At 55.1% G+C, this 21,330-nt stretch carries 14 protein-coding genes; 10 read left to right on the top strand and 4 right to left on the bottom strand.

The features are described from left to right. Positions 1 to 116 precede the first annotated feature (116 nt). A complete protein-coding gene (locus tag IM294_RS01810; protein WP_041910078.1) occupies positions 117 to 1,454 on the bottom strand; it encodes a TolC family outer membrane protein in 1,338 nt (445 codons plus the stop codon). Positions 1,455 to 2,170: 716 nt separating this feature from the next. Here IM294_RS01810 and IM294_RS01805 point away from each other — a divergent pair. Next, the gene (locus IM294_RS01805) at positions 2,171 to 2,914 is read left to right on the top strand and encodes a DeoR/GlpR family DNA-binding transcription regulator (protein WP_028013082.1); all 744 of its coding nucleotides are present in this window, start codon (positions 2,171 to 2,173) and stop codon (positions 2,912 to 2,914) included. Between the two features lie 13 nt (positions 2,915 to 2,927). Beyond that, positions 2,928 to 3,995, top strand: a complete 1,068-nt coding sequence (locus IM294_RS01800) for an oxidoreductase (RefSeq protein WP_126818039.1) — start codon at positions 2,928 to 2,930, stop codon at positions 3,993 to 3,995. Positions 3,996 to 4,039: 44 nt separating this feature from the next. Here IM294_RS01800 and cybB read toward each other — a convergent pair whose 3' ends face one another. Next, positions 4,040 to 4,570, bottom strand: a complete 531-nt coding sequence (gene cybB / locus IM294_RS01795; RefSeq protein WP_032644876.1) for a cytochrome b561 — start codon at positions 4,568 to 4,570, stop codon at positions 4,040 to 4,042. 189 nt (positions 4,571 to 4,759) lie between these two features. On the opposite strand from cybB, the gene gap reads away from it, so the two are divergent. Continuing rightward, entirely contained in the window at positions 4,760 to 5,761 is a 1,002-nt protein-coding gene (gene gap, locus IM294_RS01790; protein WP_028013079.1) for a type I glyceraldehyde-3-phosphate dehydrogenase, read from the top strand. A 53-nt stretch (positions 5,762 to 5,814) separates the two neighbouring features. Here gap and IM294_RS01785 read toward each other — a convergent pair whose 3' ends face one another. Then, positions 5,815 to 6,609 carry a YdcF family protein gene (locus IM294_RS01785; protein ID WP_126818038.1) on the bottom strand — a complete coding sequence of 265 codons (795 nt, stop codon included), beginning with the start codon at positions 6,607 to 6,609 and terminating at the stop codon, positions 5,815 to 5,817. Positions 6,610 to 6,811: 202 nt separating this feature from the next. Here IM294_RS01785 and IM294_RS01780 point away from each other — a divergent pair, with 202 nt between their 5' ends. From IM294_RS01780 to IM294_RS01750, 7 genes are all read left to right on the top strand, one after another. Beyond that, positions 6,812 to 8,464, top strand: coding sequence for an MFS transporter (locus tag IM294_RS01780; RefSeq protein WP_048959898.1), 1,653 nt, complete (start codon positions 6,812 to 6,814; stop codon positions 8,462 to 8,464). A 22-nt stretch (positions 8,465 to 8,486) separates the two neighbouring features. Continuing rightward, positions 8,487 to 9,566, top strand: coding sequence for an HlyD family secretion protein (locus tag IM294_RS01775; protein ID WP_028013076.1), 1,080 nt, complete (start codon positions 8,487 to 8,489; stop codon positions 9,564 to 9,566). Next, on the top strand, positions 9,566 to 10,945 hold the full coding sequence (locus IM294_RS01770) for an efflux transporter outer membrane subunit (protein WP_126818162.1): 1,380 nt from the start codon (positions 9,566 to 9,568) through the stop codon (positions 10,943 to 10,945). Before IM294_RS01775 ends, IM294_RS01770 begins: the two co-directional genes overlap by 1 nt. 102 nt (positions 10,946 to 11,047) lie before the next feature. Further along, complete coding sequence (locus IM294_RS01765) at positions 11,048 to 11,707, top strand: O-methyltransferase (protein WP_047368505.1); 660 nt, start codon at positions 11,048 to 11,050, stop codon at positions 11,705 to 11,707. A gap of 276 nt (positions 11,708 to 11,983) precedes the next feature. Next, positions 11,984 to 14,287 carry a type VI secretion system Vgr family protein gene (locus IM294_RS01760; RefSeq protein WP_126818037.1) on the top strand — a complete coding sequence of 768 codons (2,304 nt, stop codon included), beginning with the start codon at positions 11,984 to 11,986 and terminating at the stop codon, positions 14,285 to 14,287. Positions 14,288 to 14,302: 15 nt separating this feature from the next. Further along, a complete protein-coding gene (locus tag IM294_RS01755) occupies positions 14,303 to 16,300 on the top strand; it encodes a DUF3289 family protein (protein WP_126818036.1) in 1,998 nt (665 codons plus the stop codon). Between the two features lie 3 nt (positions 16,301 to 16,303). Beyond that, positions 16,304 to 16,789 (top strand): DUF943 family protein, encoded by a 486-nt coding sequence (locus IM294_RS01750; RefSeq protein ID WP_049137891.1) that lies wholly within the window; start codon positions 16,304 to 16,306, stop codon positions 16,787 to 16,789. A gap of 502 nt (positions 16,790 to 17,291) precedes the next feature. Here IM294_RS01750 and hrpA read toward each other — a convergent pair. After that, positions 17,292 to 21,194, bottom strand: coding sequence for an ATP-dependent RNA helicase HrpA (gene hrpA, locus IM294_RS01745; protein WP_126818034.1), 3,903 nt, complete (start codon positions 21,192 to 21,194; stop codon positions 17,292 to 17,294). Between the last annotated feature and the right edge of the window lie 136 nt (positions 21,195 to 21,330).

The raw sequence follows: 21,330 nt of genomic DNA, 5'->3' as shown, positions 1-21,330 counted from the left end.
TCTCCTTGCAGGTGTACGGATCCCTGTGGATATATCCACCAGACGGATGTAGCTATCCCTGGGAAAAAACACCCATTATTTTCAGACTTATTTCGTGCAGCTATGCGTGGCTTTTGTTAACTCAAATCGGGTAATTTTGCGGCAGCGTTTTTCTCTATTCCAATAAGCGGCATTAAATTATCAACCGCGGAAGCATAATTAATTGCCGAACTCCAGCCATCATACTCGGCGATTATTTTCGCCGACGTGGCCTGCCAGACATCCTGCTCAACGCTGAGCAAATCATTAATGCTCCGCTTGCTCAGGGTGTATTCATTTTTATAAACCTCGCGGGCCCGCAGCGCATTTTCCAGCTGCCGCTTCCCGGCCTCCATTCTTCCCCGTGCGCCGGTCCAGTCAGCTTGCGCGACGGAGGCCTTTTGCAGCACGTCGAAACGCGCCTGATCGACCTGAGAGGACGCCATCGCCCGGGCGCCCTCAGCCTGACGCACGCGTGCGGATACCGCGCCGCCCTGATAAAGCGGTGCGTCAATATTGAGCTGGATCTGGTCGTCCCAGTATGAGCGGTTGTCCGACTCGTAACGCGTGCGTCCCCCCTTCAGGCTCAGGGTTGGCCAGTGCTGGGACTTCGCCGTTTCAACACCATACTGGGCCGAACGTTCCATATTCTGCGCGGCCATTACCGCCGGTATTAACGAATAATCAATGCGGTTGAGCGAATCCGGCTCAACGGCGAGGTTTGCGGGTACCGGCGAATAATGATCTGCCTGCATTCCGGTTAATACCGCGAGCCTTGCGCGGGCGCTGTTCAATGCGGCGTTATACTGCGCCACCGTCGCCTGCATGCCGGCAATACGCGTGCGGGTCTGGAGTTCATCGGAGGTGGAACTCACGCCCGCATCGGCGCGCAGTTTTGCCAGCTGCTCCACGTTTTTCAGTGCCTGAACATTCTCTTTTGCCGCCTGTAGCAGGTCGGAATAACGTTTGACCTCCACGTAGCCGAGCGCCGTTTTTTCCGCCACGTCAGAAAGCGTGCTCATCAGCTGGTAGCGGTAGCTATCGCGCTGGGCGGAAGACTGGCTGATGCTGTTGTTGGTCTTGCCAAAATCGTATATCAGCTGGGTCAGGCTCACCCCCCAGGCCGCAGAATTCTTCAGCGAACCGCTGGAATCGGTGGTCTGGCTATGCCCCGTACTTCCGTTCAATGCTATTTGCGGCATCCAGCCGCTGCGCGCCTCGTCTATTTGCGCCTGACCAATACCTAACTGCGCGGCTTGCTGGCTAATTGACGGATCGCGATCGATAGCGAAAAGAATACTTTCCTTTAAGGTCGTCGTTGCCATCGGGGCAATACCCACTGCGCCACTATTGGCATAAGCCGTATTTAGTGCTAGTGAAATTAACGCCAGCGTAGCTATAAATTGGCGTGAAACAGGCTTGCGTAATATCGTCATTTTATCTCCCTGACTCTGAGTGATACTCAAGCAATTACCCAAAAAGAGGTACAGATAATTAGACAAATATCGTATTTAACTTCCTCGCTAAATTTCAGGTAAAGCTCCCCATACCCATTTCCGATGGAGATGAGATCCGCCTTTGTCTTATTAAATTTAAGAAATTACTTATTTCATAAGTTGATTTGCAGCATAACAAAATGTGGTATAGGCCACTACACCCACAATGTTAATGCAGTGTTACATATAAGAAAAAACATGGGGTTTCTGGACAAAACTCCGAAAATAGCCTTTCAGATGAAACATCAAAACACACTGTAATTTAAGGAAAATTCTTAATCTCCTCTGCGCACATTTTTGCGTTAATTTCTGAGCGGGTCAGACACAAAGATTTTCAAAGAAGTGTCAACTTAAGTAAGAGCCATCGATTTGTTGAAAAATAATTCTAATAAAAAACATAAATAAGACATTAAATGCTTTATTTTAATTACATATCAGCATATTACACCAGTTAATGACAATGCGTTGGTTACATAACCCAAATCGTTGATTAAAACATAACATTAACACTGTGGTTAACATTCAGAACGGCTTAATGATATCCGCTTAATATAATTCCAATAATTAAACATCAACCTGGTTTACGATACTCCTTCCTTCTGCGTCAAAATGCTGTATTATGCGATTTATTGCGACATTTTGCAGGATTGCTGCCCATGCACAAAACCGCACGTCAACGCTATGTCCTTGATATTCTCAGTGAACAAGGTCAGGCCAGCATCACCGAGCTGGCAGAAAAGCTGCAGGTTTCAGCGGATACCGTTCGTCGGGATCTGACCGATCTGGAAAATCAGGGGCTTGCCCAGAAGAATCACGGCGGGGCTATTGCTCTGAATCTTTCGGCCATGAATCGTCAGGGCCGCAATACCCTGCTGCCGGAAACCAAGCAGCGCCTGGGGAAACAGGTTGCGCAGGCGGTTCCGCCGGGTTCCACCCTGTTTCTGGATGCCGGCAGTACGGTGATGGCCGTCGCTACTTTTCTGCAGGGACCTCACACCGTGATCACTACCTCGCTGGATATCGCCCAGCATTTTAGCGACCGGGAAGACATTGAGCTTATTCTGCTCGGTGGAAAATGGGACCCGAAGCAGCGCCTGTTTGCTGGCAGCGCCACGTTGTCCCTGCTGTCACGCTATCGGGCCGATATCGCCATTCTCGGTGCGTGCGCCCTTCATGCCGAACTCGGTTTGAGTGCCGGTAAAGAAGCGGATGCCGAGGTGAAACGCGCGATGCTCGCCGCAAGCCATGCGCACTGGATTGTTGCCGATCACCTGAAAGTTAACCGCTGCGAGCCGTATCTGGTCTCCGGGCTAACAGATATTCATCAACTCTTTTTAGATCGTCCCTGGCCTGAGCTTGGGGACCCTGGCGCATTACGGGTCACGGTGTGCGCGCAATAACGTGGAGAAGGTCATGAATAAAGTTCAAACAATCAACATTGCGCTGATCGGGTATGGTTTTGTCGGTAAAACCTTCCATGCCCCGCTGATCCAGTCCGTGGACGGGCTCAAGCTGGCGGTGGTCTCTTCCCGTGATGAAGAGAAAGTGAAGCGCGATCTTCCGGATGTGCTGGTGGTAGCCACGCCCGAAGAAGCCATTCAACATCCTGATGTCGACCTGGTGGTCATAGCCTCCCCTAACGCCACCCACGCGCCGCTGGCGACGCTGGCCCTGAACTCGGGAAAACACGTGGTCGTGGATAAGCCTTTCACCCTGGATATGCAGGAAGCCCGGGACCTGATTGCCCTGGCGGATGAAAAGCAGCTTCTGCTCTCCGTTTTCCATAACCGCCGCTGGGACAGCGATTTCCTCGGCATTAAGCAGATTATTGAGCAAGGCACGGTTGGCAAGGTTAAACATCTGGAGTCGCATATTGACCGCTTCCGCCCGGAAGTGCGCGTGCGCTGGCGCGAGCAGAACGTCCCCGGCAGCGGTCTGTGGTTTGACCTGGGCCCTCACCTGATCGACCAGACGCTTCAGCTGTTTGGCCTGCCAGAGTCTGTTCAGGGAAATATCGCCACGCTGCGCGACGGCGCAGAGGTTAACGACTGGGCGCACGTGGTCCTCAATTACCCGGATCATAAGGTGGTTCTGCACGCCAGCATGCTGGTGGCTGGCGGTACGGCGCGCTTTACCGTTCACGGGGACAAAGGCAGCGTGGTGAAAGCCAGAATCGATCAGCAGGAAGCGCAGCTGCTGGCTGGCGTAATCCCCGGCAGCGACGCCTGGGGCGAAGACGACGACAGCATGGTGTTCTTCGGAGCTGATGGTGAACCCCAAACGATTGCCACCCCAAAGGGCGATCAGCGGCAGTACTACATCAACGTGCGGGATGCGATGCTCGGGAAGATCGCCAATCCCGTTCATCCTGTCGAGGCGTTAGCGGTCATGGCTGTTCTGGAAGCGGCGGTGAAATCGTCAGAGACGGGGTCAACGCAGACGCTGGCGTTAACTGATGAAGAGCGTGTTCTTCTGGGTTAAAAAACAAGCCGGGTGGCGCTGCGCCGCCCGGCACGAGTTAAAGACTACTGACGCTTATTCGGCATCATGCGCAAAAGAGTATTATCTTTCCAGAAATAGTGGTGCATCAGCGCCGCAAAGGCGTGCAGACCAATCACAAAATAGCCCAGGTTTGCCAGCGTAACGTGCCACTCCTTCAGCACATCCACCAGGTCAAAATTCCCCTCCGCCGCGTGAGGCATCGCCAGACCAAAGGCGAACCAGTCGTTTCCACGGTTATACATCATTACAATGCCAATCAGCGGCAGCGCAATAAACAGCAGATAGACGATCAGATGCCCAAGGTGGGACATACCGGTAATCATCGCTTTAGGTTTAGGTTGAATGGGCGGTGCGGGAAACTTCAGGCGGATCAGCAATCTCGCCACCATCAGCACCAGAACCGATATGCCGCAGGAGACGTGGATCATGTTAATAAGCGGTCGGTCGGAACGCGGGAAAAAGCCCCTGAATTCCATCGCGCAGTAGGCGACGACGATTAACAAAAACACCAGCCAGTGAATCGTGATTTGCAGGCTTGTATATTTAGTGCGCATGGGATTTCCTGAAAAAAAACAGTCACCGCGCCAACATAATCTCCTTTCCTTAAAAATTCATTAACTTTTCTGTATGGTTTTTCAAATACTTCCCCTCGCATGAAGCATCTTCAATTGCTGCCCTGCCCGTGATGGTCTAAGCCTGGATGAGTTCAAACTGTCGTATCGACACGTTCACAGGAGAACACCATGAGTAAAATTGGCATTAACGGATTTGGACGCATTGGACGCCTTGTGCTGCGCCGCCTTCTTGAAACCCAGGACAGTAATACCGTCGTCGCCATCAACGACCTCACCTCCCCGAAAGTCCTGGCCTACCTGCTCAGGCATGATTCCAACTACGGTGGCTTCCCCTGGAGCGTGGACTTCACCGAGGATGCGCTGATTGTCGACGGTAAAACCATCGCGGTGTACGCCGAAAAAGAGGCAAAGCACATTCCGTGGAAAGCCGCGGGCGTGGATATCGTCGTGGAGTGCACCGGCTTTTATACCTCAGAAGAAAAATCGCGGGCGCACCTGGACGCCGGTGCGAAGAAAGTGCTGATTTCGGCGCCCGCGGGTGAGATGAAGACCATCGTCTATAGCGTGAATGACGATACCATTGACGCCAGTGATACCATTATTTCCGTCGCGTCCTGCACCACCAACTGCCTCGCCCCGCTGGCAAAAGCCCTGAACGACGCGTTTGAAATTAAAGTGGGCACCATGACCACCATTCATGCCTATACCGGCACCCAGGCGCTGGTGGATGGCCCGCGCGGGAAAGATCTGCGCGCCTCGCGGGCGGCGGCAGAAAATATTATTCCGCATACCACCGGCGCGGCGAAAGCCATCGGCCTTGTGATCCCCGCGCTCAGCGGCAAACTAAAGGGTCATGCCCAGCGCGTGCCGGTGAAAACCGGATCGGTAACCGAGCTGGTAGCGATTCTGGGTAAAAAGGTGACGGTCGAGGAGATCAACGCCGCGTTGAAAAAGGCGACCCAGGGGAATAAATCGTTCGGGTATACCGATGACGAGATTGTTTCTTCAGATGTGATTGGCTCGCACTATGGTTCGGTGTTTGACGCCACGCAGACGGAGGTGTCAGAAGCGGGAGACCTGCAACTGGTGAAAGCCGTTGCCTGGTATGACAACGAGTATGGATTTGTGACGCAACTGGTGCGAACGCTGGATAAGTTTGCGGCGCTGTGATTTTCCCCGCACTCTAACCCTCTCCCCAATGGGGCGAGGGGATTGTTCCGTGCCTAAATTATTTTACGTGCGCCCTTCAGGACAGGATCCTGCTGTAGTTGTTCCCACGCGACAGTCACCGCCTCCGGAAAGGCAACGTGGGCGATAAAATCCCGCCCGGCCGGGCCATAGCCGTTAACGTCATCATACAGGCGCGGCAGTTCCCCCATAACCAGCGACAGATACCGGTCAACGGGCCACAGCCCGGCGTTGACCCCACTAAACTCCACGCCCTCTGTGCCGTTTTGCAGCGCTGGCGTAAACCCGGGATGGCTGATCCACTGCGGTGATGCGGGTTCATCGCGGCACACGCGGGCAAACGTCGCCATCGTGCGGCGCTGCATCGTTGGGTCCTGTACCACCAGCATGCGCCCGCTTGTCCGCTGACGCTCTTTCAGCATGTTCCAGCTAAAGCGCGCGTTTTCACCGCAGTTGGTGGAGCGATCTTCAACCCACAGGCGCGCCTCGGGGATCTGCCAGAACGCCCGCGCAATGTCGGCAAGAATGCTCGCTTCGGCCCGCCCTTCGACTTGTAAGGTGTGATAACGCGGATGATTGCCGATAGCTGAATATAAAAACGCGGTTGAATGACCAATACCGCCGCTAATCAGGAGCGGGATTTCTCGCTGCGCGGCAATACGGCAGGCTGCCTCAATGGTCGGGATCACCGCGTTCCCTGCCAGAATTACCGCATCGACGTCCGGGGGCTGGCGGCTGCCGCTCAGGTCGTCCTGCGCCAGCCATTCACCGACAGTATTGATAGCCGCCAGAGTGGCATCCGGCAGGATGGGAAAATGGGTCTGTTCCATGATGAACTCCTTCTCGCTATCCCTGCAGGGTAGCGACTTCAGGTTCTCAACACAACGGCGACATCGGGCCGCTCTTTTTCCTTAAATTTCTCTCGTACATTTGATTAACATGCGCAAATCATATTCACTTGAATTATCATTTGCGGCAGACGTAGAATCGCTAGCCCGCTAATTATTCAATCATTTCTAAGGTAATGACGTTATGCGCCTGCCCGAACGCGACCCTTATGCTCCTCGCGAGTGGCAGCCCCATGAGAAACCCGCCCTGCTGGGTTCGCCTTCCACCCCCGAGCACAGTACGCCAAAACGCGTCGCCTATGGCGTCGTTGGGCTGCTGGTTTGCCTGACGGGGGCGCTGGGCAATGCGGTGGTCACCGCCAACCTGCAAAACCTGCAGGGGACCTTCGGGGCCTGGTCGACCGAAATCGCCTGGCTGCCCGCAGTCTATGTGATGACCAACATCTCCATTAACCTGCTGCTGGTCAAATTTCGTCAACAGTACGGCCTGCGCGCCTTTACGGAAGGTTTTCTGGTGCTGTACGTGCTGGTCACCTTTTTCCACCTGTTCGTTAACGACCTCAGCTCCGCGCTGATGGTACGCGCCGCGCACGGGATGGTGGCCGCCGCGCTCAGCTCGCTGGGGATTTACTACCAAATCCAGGCCTGGCCTGCGAAGCATCGCCTGAAGGCGCTTACCATCGGGATCACCGGATCGTCGCTCGCTATTCCGCTGGCGCGTCTGTTTTCCACTGAGCTTCTCCAGCTGGACGAGTGGCGCGGGCTCTATTTCTTTGAGCTGGGGCTGGCGCTGATCTCCCTGGCCTGCGTAATCGCCTTAAAACTGCCGCCGGGTGACCGACGCAAGGTCTTCGAGAAGAAAGACTTTGTCACCTTCTTTTTACTGGCTCCCGGAATGGCCCTGCTCTGCGCCGTGCTCTCTTTAGGCCGTCTTGACTGGTGGTTCGAGGCGCCGTGGATCGGCTGGTCGCTGGCGCTATCGCTGGTGCTGATTGTTTCCGCCATCGTGTTTGAACATAACCGCGCCAACCCGCTGCTGAACACCCGCTGGCTGTCGAGCGGCAGCATCGTTCGCCTGGGGCTGATCATGCTGCTGATCCGCATCGTGCTGGCGGAGCAAAATACCGGCGTCATCGGCTGGCTGCAGTACGTGGGGTTACAGAATGAGCAGATGACCCATCTGGCGTGGTCCATTTTCGCCGGGATCGTCTGCGGGATCGTCACCAGTTGCCTCACCATCAAGCCCACAAAGCTGGCGTGGCCGATTATCACCTCTCTGGCGCTGATGATTGTTGCCTCGCTGCTGGACAGCCAGTCCAATAACCTGACCCGCCCGGATCAGCTGATGGTCAGCCAGTTTCTGCTGGGCTTCGGCAGCGCCTTCTTCCTGGCGCCCGCCATGCTGGCCGCCATTGGCGGGGTAATTGCCGACCCGCGTAACCTGGTCAGCTTTTCGGTCATGTTTGGCATGAGCCAGAACCTCGGCGGCCTGCTGGGATCGGCGATTCTCGGCACCTTCCAGACCTGGCGCGAGAAATACCACTCCAGCCTGCTGGCGGATCAGCTCACCACGCTTAACCCGCTGGTCAACGAGCGGATTCAGCTTTATACCCAGATGTATAAAAGCCTGATTGGCGACAGTACGCTGCTGGGAACGCAGGCCATTACCCAGCTACAGACGGTGACCACCCTTGAGGCAAATATTCTGGCCTACAACGATACTTATCTGCTGACGGCAAGCATCGCTGCCGCCACGCTGGTCTGGATTTTATGGCGCTTGCTGCGCCTGCGCATTACTGCCCGTATGGCGCTGAAGAACGCCACCGGCAACAAATAATTGTAATATTTCTGGAGAGTTTATGAGTCAGCAGGATGCCGCCAAAGAGCAGGCCAACACCCGCAAAAATGTGCGCATTGTTTCCGTTTTCACCGCCGCTGCCATCGGTATTGTTGGCGTGCTGGTCATTCTTTACGCCTGGCAGCTGCCGCCGTTTACCCGCCACGCGCAGTTTACCGACAACGCCTACGTGCGCGGCCAGACGACGTTCATTAGCCCCCAGGTTAATGGCTATATCACCGAGGTGAAGGTGCAGGACTTTGTGCAGGTCAAAAAAGGCGATCTGCTGTTGCAGATCGATGACCGCATCTATCGCCAGCGCGTCCATCAGGCCGAGGCGCAGCTGGCGATGAAAATTGCCGCGCTGAATAACAACCTGCAGCAGCGGAAAAGCGCCGAAGCGACCATTGCCAAAAATGAAGCCGCGCTGAAAAATGCCCGCGCCCAGAGCCTGAAAACCCAGGCGGATTTAAAGCGCGTGAAGGATCTGACGGCGGATGGGTCGCTTTCCATACGCGAGCGCGATGCCGCGCTGGCCAGTGCGGCTCAGGGCAGCGCAGATATCGACCAGGCGAAAGCCACGCTTGAGATGTCGCGTCAGGATCTGCAGACGGTGATTGTGAACCGCGGCGCGCTGGAGGCAGATGTTGAAAACGCCAAAGCGGCGCTGGAGCTGGCGCAGATTGACCTGCAAAACACCCGCATTATCGCCCCGCGCGACGGCCAGCTCGGCCAGATTGCCGTGCGTCTCGGCGCGTACGTGACCGCCGGAACGCACCTCACTACGCTGGTACCGCCGCAGCACTGGGTGATTGCCAACATCAAAGAGACCCAGCTGGCGGAGCTGCGCGTCGGTCAGCCGGTGAAGTTTACCGTCGATGCCTTAAACAACAAAGCGTATCAGGGCCGCGTAGAGAGCATCTCGCCGGCGACCGGGGTTGAATTCAGCGCTATCACGCCGGACAACGCCACCGGCAACTTTGTCAAAATCGCCCAGCGTATTCCGGTGCGCATTGAGGTGCTCGGTAAGCCTGAAGAGTCTGCGCTGCTGCGTCCGGGTATGTCGGTACAGGTGACGATTGATACGCGGGAGGCGAAGTGATGATCCTTCGCCCGATAGCCGCGCTGGTGGGGGCGCTCATGCTGGCCGGATGCCAGTCCGTTGACGTCAAGCCGGCGCAGCCGACCCTGCAAATTCCGGCTCAATGGCGCACCGTCTCAGGGCCAACCAGCCCGGCGGAGCAACTCTGGTGGCGCAACTTCCATGACAACGACCTGAACCGCTACGTGGATCGGGCGCTTAAAAATAACAGCGATGTGCTGATTGCCCGCGAGCGGATAAACGAATATCAGGCGCGGGTCTTTGCCGCCGACGGCAGCCTGTTTCCTTCGCTCGACGCGGGCGTAACCGGGACGCGCGCCCGTTCTCAATCCGCCGCCACTGGGCTTCCGGTTTACAGCACGCTGTACAGAGGCAGCCTGACGGCGAGCTATGACGTTGATATCTGGGGCGTCAACCGCAGCACGTCCAATGCCGCCGAAGCCTCGCTGGAGGCGCAAAAAGCCGCCGCCGCGGCTGCGGATCTCACTGTCGCCTCGTCCGTTGCCTCCGGGTACGTCACCCTGCTCTCGCTTGATGAACAGCTGCGCGTGACCGAATCCACGCTGAAATCGCGCGAAGAGGCGTTTAATCTTGCCAAACGCCAGCTTGAGACGGGCTACAGTTCGCGCCTGGAGCTGATGCAGTCGGATTCCGAGCTTCGCTCAACGCGAGCGCAGGTGCCCGTGCTGCGGCATCAGATTGCGCAGCAGGAGAATGCCCTGAGCCTGCTGCTGGGAAGCAATCCCGGTGCGGTAGCGCGTAGCGAAAGCTTTGCGGCGCTAACGCCGCTCACGCTGCCGTCACAGCTGCCCTCCACGCTCCTGAATCGTCGGCCGGATATCGTGCAGGCCGAGCGACAGCTGGTCGCGGCTGATGCCTCGCTTGCCGCGTCACGCGCCAGCCTGCTGCCGTCGATCAATCTGACCGCAACCGGATCGATCCAGGATCGCACCCTTTCCGGCCTGCTGGATAACCCGCTCCAGCTATGGAGCGCAGGCGGCAGCATTCTCGCCCCGCTGCTGAACCGCCAGGCGCTGAACGCGCAGGTGGATATTTCCCAGTCCCAGCGTAACCAGGCGCTGTATGCGTATGAAAAAACCGTGCGTAACGCGTTTGCCGAAGTGAACAACAGCCTTGATGCCATTACGCGCTATCAGGAACAGCTGACGGAGCTGCTTGCCCAGCAGGATGTGGCCCGGGAGACGCTGCGCATTGCGCAGAACCGCTATCGCAACGGTTATTCATCCTATCTTGACGTGCTGGACGCGCAGCGCACGCTGTACTCGGTCCAGACCAGCGTGGTGCAGGTCAAAAATAACCTGCTGCTGGCGCAGATTGATTTGTATAAAGCACTGGGCGGAGGATGGGTCAGTGCCTGAAAACCTGCCCGGTGGCGCTTTGCTTACCGGACCTGCATTTCGCACCCGTAGGCCGGGTAAGGCGTAGCCGCCACCCGGCAATCCCTCTTAAGGAGTCAATCTATGCAACAACAATGGTCTGCAGTAGATAATTACATGATTTCTTCGCTTATCCCTGAGGATGAGGTTCTACAGAAGGTTCTTGAGAACAATAAACGCGCCGGGCTACCCGAACACGATGTTGCGGCCAATCAGGGACAGCTGCTGGCGCTGTTCGTGCGCATGACGCAGGCAAGACGCATTCTTGAGATCGGTACGCTGGGTGCCTATAGCTCTATCTGGATGGCGCGCGCCCTGCCGCCGGACGGAAAGCTGATTACGCTCGAGGCGGACCCAACGCATGCCGATGTTGCCCGCCAGAATATTCGCCTCGCGGGGCTGAACGATCGTATTGAATTAATTGAAGGCCCAGCACTGAACTCGCTGGAGAATTTCGGTGACGTTCCACCGTTCGACCTGATCTTTATTGATGCCGATAAGCCAAACAATCCCGGCTATCTGGAGTGGGCGCTGCACTATTCCCGTCCCGGCACGGTGATCATCGGGGATAACGTGGTCCGCGACGGCGAGGTCATTAACGGGCAAAGCGACGACGCGCGCGTGCTGGGCGTGCGGCGTTTTATCGAGATGACGGGGGATAACCCGCGCTTAACCGCCACCGCGCTGCAAACGGTGGGGGTTAAGGGATGGGATGGGTTTACGCTGGCGATTGTGAATGGGTGAAAAAATGTGCGGGCCGATGCCCTCACCCCGACCCTCTCCCACAGGGAGGATCTGATAAAGTATTCCGTTTTCTCCCTGTGTCTCCCGACGTATTTCAAATTTTTGTACCCGCGAAATTAAAAAATCAGTCCGGTCCGAGCAAAATCAAAAAAAGTCCCCGCTCAAAAACAATATCCATATCGCTATCAGGGCTAATTTGCATTACATATTCAATATTGTATATTCCTTCAGCAGGGGCAAAGTGATGCCCTGAAAGTCTTTAAAAGGAATACTGATATGGATTTCGCAGAGGCCATTACCGACACGGGGCAATCCCGCTACAGCCTGCACATAAACGACAGCCGCGCAGAGTCTGATGTGCTGCGTTTTCGAGGACGTGAGGCGCTCAGTGCCCCCTTTAGCTGGCGTATTGAGTTCACCACATCACAGGACGATATTGACGGAACGGATGTACTGAAAAAATACGCCACCTTTCGTATGCGCAGCGGTAAAACGGTGGAGGGCGTGATTACCGACTTTGAAGTGCTGGGGACAACGGCAGACCAGTCTCATTACAGCGTTACCCTCAGTTCCCGCCTTGCCCTGCTGTCTCACACCCGCCGCTGCGCCGTTTACCAGAATGTTTCCGTACCTGAGCTTGTGGAAACGCTGTTACTGGCGCACGGGCTTGAAGGCAGCGATTTTGAGTTTCGTCTTGAACATACTTATCCGGCCCGCGAGCTGATTACCCAGTGGCGTGAAACTGACCTTCAGTTTATCCAGCGTCTGCTGTCTGAAGTGAGCATATGGTTCCGTTGCGGCCTCAATGGCTCCACCGGGCTGGATACGGTCATTTTTGCCGACAGTCAGCTTTATTACACCTTTAACGTCCCCCTGCCATTTAACGAGCCCTCCGGACTGTATGACGGCGCAGAGGAGTCCGTCTGGGGGCTGCGAACGTGGCATAAGGTCGTCACCGGGCAGGTGCACACCCGCAGCCACAATTACCGGGATGCTGCCATGCCGATGGATTCCGTCGTTGCCGTGCGCAACGAGGCTACAACCACCGGGGAGGATTACCGCTACGGTGATAATTTTCTGAACCCCGGAGACAACCACCCTGCCGCCATACCGGAAACCGAAAGCGGCGCGTTTTATGCCCGGCTTCATCATGAGCGCGAACTCAATAAATCCACCCGGCTTCACGTCTTCAGTAACGCCTCACATCTGATGCCCGGACAGGTGCTGGAAACGCCAGGCTGCGGGCTTAAGGATTTGCGGGAAGGGATGGTTATCACGCTCACGACCTTTATCGCCTCACGTGATTCGCGTCTGCATACGTCCGTATGGGGCATTCCTTACACCGAGCGCTACTGCTATCGCCCGCCCGCCATCCCGCGCCCGGAAATTTCCGGCACGCTGCCTGCGCGGGTGGAAAGCCGTGATGCTCATGACCCGTATTCGTACCTCGATGATACGGGATGCTATCGCGTAAAACTGGATTTCAGCCGCGAAGATGCAGAGCCCGGTTTTAACTACCTGTGGGTACGTCAGGCAAAACCGTATGCCGGGGATACTTACGGGTGGCATATGCCGCTGGTGGACGGTACGGAGGTCGGGATTGCCTTCCATCATAGTGACCCGGATAAACCGTATATCGCCCATGTCTTCCACGACTCAGAACATGCTGACGTGGTGAACCGCAACAACCGCAGTCAGAACATTCTGCGCACGGCGGGCGCGAATGAACTCCGGATGGAGGATAAGCGGCAGGAAGAACACATTGCCCTGTCCACCCCGTCTGGCGCAACGCAGCTTAATCAGGGGTATATCACCAACACGCAGGGAGAACAGCGCGGCAGCGGCTTTGAACTGCGCACCGACGAGCACGGCGTGATAAGTGTGGCAAAGGGCCTGTTTGTCACCGCTGACGGGCAGCAGAAAGCCGTGGGTGACATACTGGATATGGACACCGCCCTGCACGAGATTGAACTCTGCCAGCAGCAACTCAAAGCACTGCACTCTGCCGCTGTGCAGGCGCGGGCAATGGAAGCGGATATTGCCAGCCAGCAGGCGATGTTTGCGGAACGATTCCGCGAGCTGAACGAGATGATTCATTTTCACGGCCCTGAAGGAGTGGCATTCACCAGCGGTGAACACATGCAGCTGGCGGCGACGGACAATATTGCCGTCAATGCGGGAGGTGATATCTGCACCGGGTCAATGGGCAATACCACTCTGCTCGCCGGAGAGTCTATTGGCATGTTTTCACATACCGGAAAACTCAGTGTGGTTTCGGCTGAAGGTCCGGTACAGGTTCAGGCACAAAATGGTGCGATGCACCTGAGTGCAGAGCAGAAAGTCAGTATCACCAGCCTGAGCGAAATACTGTTTGCGGGAAAAAAACAGGTAACGCTGATTGGCGGCGGCAGCTACGTGCGGATCGATGCAGCGGGGATTGAGTACGGCACAATGGAGATATATACCCGCTATGCCAAACGGACTGCTACGTCCGGCCCCGCTGCAACAGAAATTAGTTTCCCTTCACACCCTGAAGCAGGTGACCCCGCTCCCCATACGGATAATCTTTTATTTTCATAAACAAGGAACGTATTCATGCAAATTTCACCTCCGATCCATTTCCCGCATGCTGATAACGAAACGTTTGGTGAGTGGGTTACCCGTTGTATGCCCGTTGATACACAGCGGAGCTATCCGGTAAACCGTGAAGGATCATGGCATGGGGGGATCCATATTCCCCATACCGATACCGGGGAGCAGGCAAATCCGTTGAGGGCCATTGCAGATGGGGTTGTTGTCTATGCCAATTACCCGGCATCATCGGATAAACGCGACCAGAAGCCGTTAAACTATGGCGGCGCGACGGATAACGGCTGCGTACTGATCCGTCATGAAATGCTGATTGGTGAAGAACCCGAAGCATTCACTTTTTACTCGCTGACCATGCACATGAAGCAGGTAAGGTCTGAACTCCGGGTAAAGAACGGCGTGTCTGTTCGCCGTGGACAGGTGATCGGTACATCAGGAATGGTTAGCGGAAGAAACGGTTATCACTTCCAGATTTGTTGCGCCCCTTCAGCGCTTGAAGCGCTCAGCGGGCGTGCAAACGGTGTTCTTGATCTGCTGAGCAACGGGCGGGAATTACCTGTATACGGAAATCGCTATTACTATCTCCCGGCAGGGCTGCCCGTATTTGATAACGTTCACAAGATAAATATTTCCGCGCTGACTACCACTGAAGCCCTGTTCGTCATCCATGAAGGGACAAAGACCCGGACTCTGCGTAAAATCCAGGACGGATACGAGAGTGTGGGTGACATTGCCGTGACGGTGAATTTTGTCAGCGAACCCGCCTCTGCGGGAGTATTGACTAAAAAATACAGCGAATGGGTAAACATCGAAACGGCAACGGGTCCCTTCTGGGTGGATGTATCCGATATTAATGTAAAATCCTACAGCGATGCAGATATGCCCGACTGGGCTGGCTGGCGTATAGCTGATGATGATCCGACAAAAGACAGCCAGTGCAATTCTGAAATGGTCAAAAAGCATCTGAACAGCCCGCAGGACCTGCTTACACATTTCATCTGTAAATTTCCGTTTGAATGGGATTTTTCGACCTTTGACACCCGTTTTGCGTGGGTGACCGCCCCCGGTTCCCCGCGTGAACTCAGCGGAACGGATTACAGTGAATTGAAAGCCCACGCAAAAGCACTGTGCTTTTTTGATAAACTTTCCCCGGAGGTTCAGGCAGAACTGAGCGGTGAAATCTGGCATTTTGAGCCACGTACGTTTATTACGTTATTGCAAAAAGCAGAGCCGCGCCTGATATATTACAGCGCGAACGGACGTTCAAAACGACAGCTTAACGATTTTATTACCGATGATATGCGGCACGGTGACCTGACGCAGGAGCAGATACTGGCTCAGGGTCAGCTAAATAAAATCAATCTGTTCGGACATGAGTTAAGAACCAATCTCTTCGATTTTAATAAATCCGTTGATGAACATTTTGCCAGCATGGAACAAATGGCCTTCTGGACTGCATGGGGAGAGTATGCCCCGCTCATTCAGATTATGATTAAGAAATTCGGCAAAAATGAAGGTGGCATTTTTCGACACGAGTTGTTGAATAAAGCATTTCTGGATCACAAGACGACAAAAGAGTGTGTTATTGAAATAAATAAAATCATATCAGAAACGCTCGATGATAATGACTTTTCTAGATTATCAATAGATAACCTTAATGACATTAACAATAAAATCACTGCTAGAATCACATTGCCTAAGTTCAATGATTGGGACTGGTTTAACGGTTTGGGGATCACCATTCACGATACCTATTCAACGAAGATTTATCTTGATTATCTGGATATAGATGTGCCGTCGGATACCTACGGCCCGCGCCGATACCGTGCAGGCCTGCGTTTTCAGATACAGGATCATTTTGGGCTGGATGTTCCAGACCTTAACGGCAAAGGATTTGAGAATATTCCCTGGTTTTGCTCATGGTTCATTTTGCAACGCTATAAACATTATGATTTTAAACCATTTATTAATGAAGCAAGCTTCATCATTCATATAAATGGGTGAAATATGAAAAACTATAAATTATTAATTATTCTTTTTGGCTTACTGGTGATTGTTGTCAGGTACTTAACATTAAGTCCGGCTATTTCTGCTATATATCAAAAGAGCTATTACGATCCTCAATGGGGGCGTGGCGAATGTAAATCAACTGTTGTTCTGGTTGAACATGCCCCTATAACCCAACAACAAAAAATTGGATTATGGAACTCAAGCAAACATGACATTTTAAAAAAATGGACCCCACTAAACAATAATAAATGCGATGACATTTTATTTGTGAACAACAATGTAGAACCAGTAATTGATAGCATGGGGATGAAAGAATGGATGGGAGAAGAACAAATATGTTTAGAAGGTAAATTGGGTGCAGGGAAATGCATATCTAGAAATGAAAGGCTGTTCTATATCGTGAGAGACAAACCGCTTTCTAATCATGATATCAAGGACACCACAAATGGCGAAACTTTTTACCTACACTTTGTCAATAACTAGTTTTTAATCAAACAAAGGGCGCTGAAACTTCAGTGCCCTATAAGCTGTTATAATGACATTCGCAAGCCTTATCACATTAAATCTCTTACAAAGAGATTGCCCGCGATGCAGGGCTTAAACCGGATGACGTGAAAGCGATGCTGTCAGCGTATGAGCCGCTGGGAACGAATGACGCGTGGGAGGCGCTTTATTCCATCCGCCAGATGATGGGCGCTCTGTTTCGTGGTCTTCCAGAAATGGGACCGAAAAAGAAGCGGGTCTGAGTTTCGTTTTTATCGCCCTTGCTACGGGCGGGATATTCTCCCGGCCCGTGCTTCCCGTATCGTGGTATACTGCGTCTCCCTCTCCGAAATGTAAGCATCTGTAACAGCCTCATTTTCGCCTTCCGGGGGCCAATTTGGGGGCTAAAAAATCAGAAGAAAAAATAATATCTTTTATTATCAATACACTTGCTGATTTCAGAACATCCCCACAGGGAGAGGGAGAAAACCGGGCAAGGACGTTAAGCGGAAATCTGCTCCATCGCCTGCAATATACGTTTATCCGAAATCGGATACGGCGTACCGAGCTGTTGAGCAAAGAAGCTGACGCGCAGCTCCTCGATCATCCAGCGGATCTCCTGCACATCTTCATCGTCGCGGCGCGCCGGCGGCAGCTTGTTTAACCACTGCTGCCACGCCTGCAGCACGCTTTCGACCTTCAGCATCTGCGCGCGATCGCGGTGCGGATCGATCGCCATTTTCTCCAGACGTTTTTCAATCGCCTGCAGATAGCGCAGCGTATCGCCCAGACGCTTAAAGCCGTTGCCGGTGACAAAGCCGCGGTACACCAGTCCCGCCATCTGCGCCTTCACGTCCGACAGCCCCAGCGCCATGGTCATATCCACGCGCCCCTTCAGGCGCTTGTTGATGTTGAACACGGCAGTGAGGATCTGCTCGACCTGTTTGGCAATCTCCACCACGGTGTCGTTCAGCTCGGCGCGAACCTTGTCATGCAGCTTCGCAAAACCTTCTTCCGTCCAGACCGGGCCGCCCGCCTCGTGGATCAGCTTGTCCACGCCGCAGGAGATGCAGTCGTCAATCAGATCCAGCACTTTGCCGTACGGGTTAAAGTAGAGCCCCAGCTTGGCTTTGTTCGGCAGCTTCTCGTGCAGATACTTGATCGGCGACGGGATGTTGAGCAGCAGAAGGCGGCGCAGCCCGCGCCACATCATCTGCTGCTGTTCCTGCGGGTTATCAAACAGTTTGATCGCCACGCTGTCACGTTCGTCCACCAGCGCCGGCCAGGCTTTGACCTTATAGTTGCCGCGCTTCTGCTCGTAGCTTTCCGGAAGCTGGCCAAAGCTCCAGATATGCAGCCCGCTCTGCTCGATGCCGTCGTCCGCCACCGCAGAAAGCGTCTCCTGAACTTTGCCTTTCAGCGCCTCTTTCAGCTCGCTGAGGGAACGCCCTTCCAGCAGCTTTTTGTTTTTATCATCCACCACGCGGAAGCTGATTTTCAGGTGATCGGGCACCTGATCCCAGTTCCAGTCTTCGCGGTCGATGGTGGTGCCGGTCATGCGGCGGAACTCACGCTCCAGCGCGTCCAGCAGCGGCAGTTCCAGCGGCGTGACGCGGCCCAGAAACGCTTCCGCATAGTTTGGCGCTGGCACAAAATTGCGCCGCACCGGTTTCGGCAGGGATTTGATCAGCGCAATCACCAGCTCGCGGCGCAGGCCGGGAATTTGCCACTCAAACCCGCTCTCGTCGACCTGGTTTAACAGCGGCAGCGGAATGTGGACGGTTACGCCGTCCGCGTCGGTGCCCGGTTCAAACTGATAGGTCAGACGCAGCTTGAGGTTGCCCTGATGCCAGAAGTTCGGGTAGTCGAGCTTGCTGACCGACTCCGCCCCCTCTTTAATCAGCATGCTCTTTTCGAAGTTGAGCAGGTCCGGCGTCGCTTTGCTGGCCTTCTTCCACCAGCTGTCAAAGTGGCGGGCGGAGATAACATCATGGCTGATGCGCTGGTCGTAAAACTCAAACAGCGCCTCATCGTCCACCAGAATGTCGCGGCGTCGGGACTTGTGCTCAAGCTCTTCCACCTCGGCGCGCAGCTTCAGGTTTTCACGGAAGAACGCGTGGCGCGTCTGCCAGTCCCCCTCCACCAGCGCGTGACGGATAAACAGCTCGCGGCTGAGCGCCGGATCGATCTGGCTGTAGTTGACCTTACGCGCGGCGACCACCGGCAGGCCGTAAACGGTCACTTTTTCGGTCGCCATCACCGCGCCCTGCGCGCGCTCCCAGTGCGGCTCGCTGTACGAGCGTTTCAGCAGGTGCTGAGCCACCGGCTCAACCCATTCCGGGTCGATTCGCGCGGCAATGCGTCCCCACAGGCGGCTGGTTTCCACAAGCTCCGCGACCATGGTCCACTTCGGCGGTTTCTTGAACAAGCCGGAACCCGGGAAGATGGAGAAACGCGCGTTACGCGCGCCGGTATATTCCTGCTTATCCGCATCCTTCATCCCGATATGGGACAGCAGGCCGGTCAGCAGCGCGATGTGAATTTCGCGGTACTCCGCCGGTTCACTGTTCACCGGAATGCCCAGCTCTTTCACCACCTGGCGCAGCTGGGTGTAGATATCCTGCCATTCACGCACGCGCAGGTAGTTAAGGAAATCCACGCGGCACTGGCGGCGGAACTGGTTCGAGGAGAGTGCTTTCTGCTGCTCGCCGAGGTAGTTCCACAGGTTCACAAAGGCGAGGAAATCGGACTCTTTGTCGTGGAAGCGACGGTGCTTTTCGTCCGACGCCTGCTGTTTGTCCATCGGACGCTCGCGCGGGTCCTGAATGGAGAGCGCCGAGGTGATGATCATCGCCTCGCGCACGCAACCGTGCTTTTGCGCTTCCAACACCATGCGCGCCAGGCGCGGGTCGACCGGCAGCTGGCTGAGCTGGCGGCCCAGCGGTGTCAGCTTATAGATGCTCGCCTGCTCGTCGGTGGTAATCGCCCCGAGCTCTTCCAGCAGACGCACGCCGTCCTGAATGTTGCGCTTGTCCGGCGCTTCCACGAACGGGAACGCCGCGATGTCGCCCAGCCCCAGCGCTGTCATCTGCAGGATAACGGACGCCAGGTTGGTGCGCAGAATTTCCGGGTCGGTAAACTCCGGGCGCGACAGGAAATCGTCTTCGGAATAAAGACGAATACAGATCCCTTCCGACACGCGGCCGCAGCGGCCCTTACGCTGGTTAGCAGACGCCTGGGAGACCGGCTCAATCGGCAGGCGCTGAACCTTGGTGCGGTAGCTGTAGCGGCTGATGCGCGCCGTGCCCGGGTCGATAACGTATTTAATCCCCGGTACGGTCAGTGAGGTCTCCGCCACGTTGGTCGCCAGCACGATGCGGCGTCCGCTGTGTGGCTGGAAGACGCGGTTTTGCTCGCTGTTCGACAGGCGCGCGTACAGCGGCAGGATCTCGGTGTGGCGCAGGTCGCGCTTGCTGAGCGCATCGGCAGTATCGCGAATTTCGCGCTCGCCGCTCATGAAGATCAGGATGTCGCCCGCGCTCTCGTTGCCCAGTTCGTCAACGGCGTCGAAGATGGCCTGCAGCTGATCGCGCTCGGTATCATCCGCCTCTTCCACAATCGGGCGATAGCGCACTTCCACCGGATAGGTGCGGCCCGACACTTCAATAATCGGCGCATTATTGAAGTGTTTTGAGAAGCGCTCCGGGTCGATGGTCGCGGAGGTAATGATGATTTTCAGATCAGGGCGACGCGGCAGCAGTTCTTTAAGATAGCCAAGCAGGAAGTCGATGTTCAGGCTGCGCTCGTGCGCTTCATCGATGATGATGGTGTCGTACTGCATCAGCAGGCGGTCCTGCTGTATTTCCGCCAGCAGGATACCGTCCGTCATCAGCTTGACCATGGTGTTGTCGCTGACGTGGTCGCTGAATCGCACCTTGTAGCCGATGCAGCCGCCCGGCTCCGTCTGCAGCTCTTCGGCAATACGGTTCGCCACGGTGCGCGCCGCCAGACGACGCGGCTGGGTGTGGCCAATCAGCCCCTTCACCCCGCGGCCCAGCTCCATACAGATTTTCGGCAGCTGGGTGGTTTTACCTGAACCGGTTTCCCCCGCGACAATCACCACCTGGTGATCGCGGACGGCCTCAAGGATATCCTGTTTCTTCTGACTGACGGGCAGGTTTTCCGGGTAGGTGATCGCAGGACGCGCGGCTTCGCGCAGCACAACCTTCCCTGCCGCCTGTTCAATCTCTTTGGCCATCTCCTGGTAAATGGCCTGTTGTGCATCAGGATTTTTAACCTTCTTCACGCCGTGCAGACGGCGGGCGAAGCGCTGTTTATCGCGCAGCATCAGAGAATCGAGCTGTTGCAGGAGCATCGGGAAGGCGAATTTTTGTTGTTCTGTCATAGCGTTAACGGGCAGTGCTCTGCCGGATAAAATCTCTTTTTAATGATTGCTATAGAGTACCACATTGACGCTTTTAGCGCCTTATTCAAAAAATTCGAACATAGGCTTCGATATATTGCGCTATCTCTGTGGCAGG

This window comes from Enterobacter cloacae complex sp. P43RS (assembly GCF_014930585.1).
In the GTDB taxonomy this organism is placed as follows: domain Bacteria; phylum Pseudomonadota; class Gammaproteobacteria; order Enterobacterales; family Enterobacteriaceae; genus Enterobacter; species Enterobacter bugandensis.
This window is presented reverse-complemented; position numbering and strand designations above follow the sequence as displayed.

Excerpts from the sequence above, each read along its gene's own strand:
- IM294_RS01785 (WP_126818038.1), bottom strand. The coding sequence starts at position 6,609 with ATGGAACAGACCCATTTTCCCATCCTGCCGGATGCCACTCTGGCGGCT.
- IM294_RS01810 (WP_041910078.1), bottom strand. The coding sequence starts at position 1,454 with ATGACGATATTACGCAAGCCTGTTTCACGCCAATTTATAGCTACGCTG.
- IM294_RS01805 (WP_028013082.1), top strand. The coding sequence starts at position 2,171 with ATGCACAAAACCGCACGTCAACGCTATGTCCTTGATATTCTCAGTGAA.
- IM294_RS01775 (WP_028013076.1), top strand. The coding sequence starts at position 8,487 with ATGAGTCAGCAGGATGCCGCCAAAGAGCAGGCCAACACCCGCAAAAAT.
- gap (WP_028013079.1), top strand. The coding sequence starts at position 4,760 with ATGAGTAAAATTGGCATTAACGGATTTGGACGCATTGGACGCCTTGTG.
- cybB (WP_032644876.1), bottom strand. The coding sequence starts at position 4,570 with ATGCGCACTAAATATACAAGCCTGCAAATCACGATTCACTGGCTGGTG.
- IM294_RS01760 (WP_126818037.1), top strand. The coding sequence starts at position 11,984 with ATGGATTTCGCAGAGGCCATTACCGACACGGGGCAATCCCGCTACAGC.
- IM294_RS01800 (WP_126818039.1), top strand. The coding sequence starts at position 2,928 with ATGAATAAAGTTCAAACAATCAACATTGCGCTGATCGGGTATGGTTTT.
- IM294_RS01755 (WP_126818036.1), top strand. The coding sequence starts at position 14,303 with ATGCAAATTTCACCTCCGATCCATTTCCCGCATGCTGATAACGAAACG.
- IM294_RS01770 (WP_126818162.1), top strand. The coding sequence starts at position 9,566 with ATGATCCTTCGCCCGATAGCCGCGCTGGTGGGGGCGCTCATGCTGGCC.
- IM294_RS01780 (WP_048959898.1), top strand. The coding sequence starts at position 6,812 with ATGCGCCTGCCCGAACGCGACCCTTATGCTCCTCGCGAGTGGCAGCCC.
- hrpA (WP_126818034.1), bottom strand. The coding sequence starts at position 21,194 with ATGACAGAACAACAAAAATTCGCCTTCCCGATGCTCCTGCAACAGCTC.
- IM294_RS01750 (WP_049137891.1), top strand. The coding sequence starts at position 16,304 with ATGAAAAACTATAAATTATTAATTATTCTTTTTGGCTTACTGGTGATT.
- IM294_RS01765 (WP_047368505.1), top strand. The coding sequence starts at position 11,048 with ATGCAACAACAATGGTCTGCAGTAGATAATTACATGATTTCTTCGCTT.